Below are 1,364 nucleotides of genomic sequence, written 5' to 3'. Positions count from 1 at the left end.
CCCAACAGCCCGTTCGCTTCTCGCCGCCCCTCCTCGTAGGACTCGTAGTAGCCGTTGGCCAGAAGGCCCACGCCGGCCCGTGGTGACCAGGCCACCTGCACGTTGCTGGGGCTGATGCTGCCCTTCAGTTCCCCCTGCTCGCGCAGGAGCGGAGCACTGACCTGGTTCGACTTGTACAACGTGGTGGTGCAGCCGGCGGACACGAGCGTGACGACCCCTGCGATGACGCTGACGCGAAACGGGTTCATGGACGCCTCCTGGATGGAGAACACAGCAAGGCCGTGTCCGCTTCCTCCCTTCTCCGTCCGCTACTCCTCGGAAGGGCGGACGACTCCGGCCCGGAGGTATTCCTGGCCATCGAGGACGAGCCGGCCCGTCAGGGGATCCACCTTCCCCAGGGGCTGGGGCTCCTCCCGTGAGGACCGCGGGGCCGAGACGAGGTTCCAGCCCTCGCAGTCCAGTGAACCGTCGCCACCACCCCCGGAGCTGCCCCGCATTTCAATCGAGTAGGGCGACTGGGCAGGGAAGTCGACGGCGCTGTAGACGCCCTGGTCCGCCTTGACGGTCTCGAAGCGCGCACCAGCGAGGTACTCGCAGGCGTTCCTGGGCGGACCCTCCCGGAGGACGCCCCACCGGCCACCGCGCAGACGCGACTGCGCGAGCCTCCGCGTGAAACGGCTTCCCTGCGGCTCCAGCGCTTCCAACATCCGGAACTCGCCCCGTTCGCGCTGTTTTCCGGTGGAGGGCTCCACCACGACGTAGGTGATGTACCCGAGGTCCGGGTGGTAGCCCGGCTGGAGGATGATGGCCTCCCGTGCCGGCACGTCCTGCAAGGCCTTCTGGGTGCAGGGCTCGGAATCGCGCCCCCTGTTGCAGTCGCTGAGGGCTTCGATTCCCGCGGGGGAGATGGAGGCGGATTGCAGCGCGAAGCCCTTGTCCCGCAACTGATGCTCCAGCACGTTCACCAGCAAGGGGTCGACCTGCCGCGGAGTCCCACGGCGTGAGGGTTCGGGCACGGCGACGACCGCGATGCTGAAGGGCGGTCGTTCGGGCAGGGCCCAGGGCAATGCATCCCCATTTCCGGCGGGCGCGGCGGGATGGTCTGGCAGGACCACCGATACCGTCACCTCCGGGGTGACGTCCTTGTTGATGAGGACCCGGGCCGCGCGACCGTCCTCGGCGACGACCCGCAGTTCCCCCGCACCGGGCAGCGACATCCGGAGCTGCCCCTCCGAGAAGGGGACCCGGCCAAGCCGCGTCGGTTCGCTGCCGCACCAGCCCACGCGTGGCAGGGTGAAGGAGACGAACCCACGGGACACCGGCTGGCCCCGGCTGTCCCGGACGGTGCCCACCACCTGCAATCC

At 69.1% G+C, this 1,364-nt stretch carries 2 protein-coding genes; both read right to left on the bottom strand.

Going from position 1 to position 1,364, the window contains the following annotated elements; translation table 11 throughout:
- The coding region (locus D7V93_RS43045) for a hypothetical protein (RefSeq protein ID WP_147451683.1) at positions 1 to 248 on the bottom strand (248 nt) is incomplete at its 3' end.
- Positions 249 to 308: 60 nt separating this feature from the next.
- Positions 309 to 1,364: hypothetical protein (locus tag D7V93_RS45675; RefSeq protein ID WP_158623988.1), on the bottom strand; the 1,056-nt coding region annotated here is incomplete at its 5' end.

It is taken from the genome of Corallococcus llansteffanensis (assembly GCF_003612055.1).
GTDB lineage: Bacteria > Myxococcota > Myxococcia > Myxococcales > Myxococcaceae > Corallococcus > Corallococcus llansteffanensis.
This window is presented reverse-complemented; position numbering and strand designations above follow the sequence as displayed.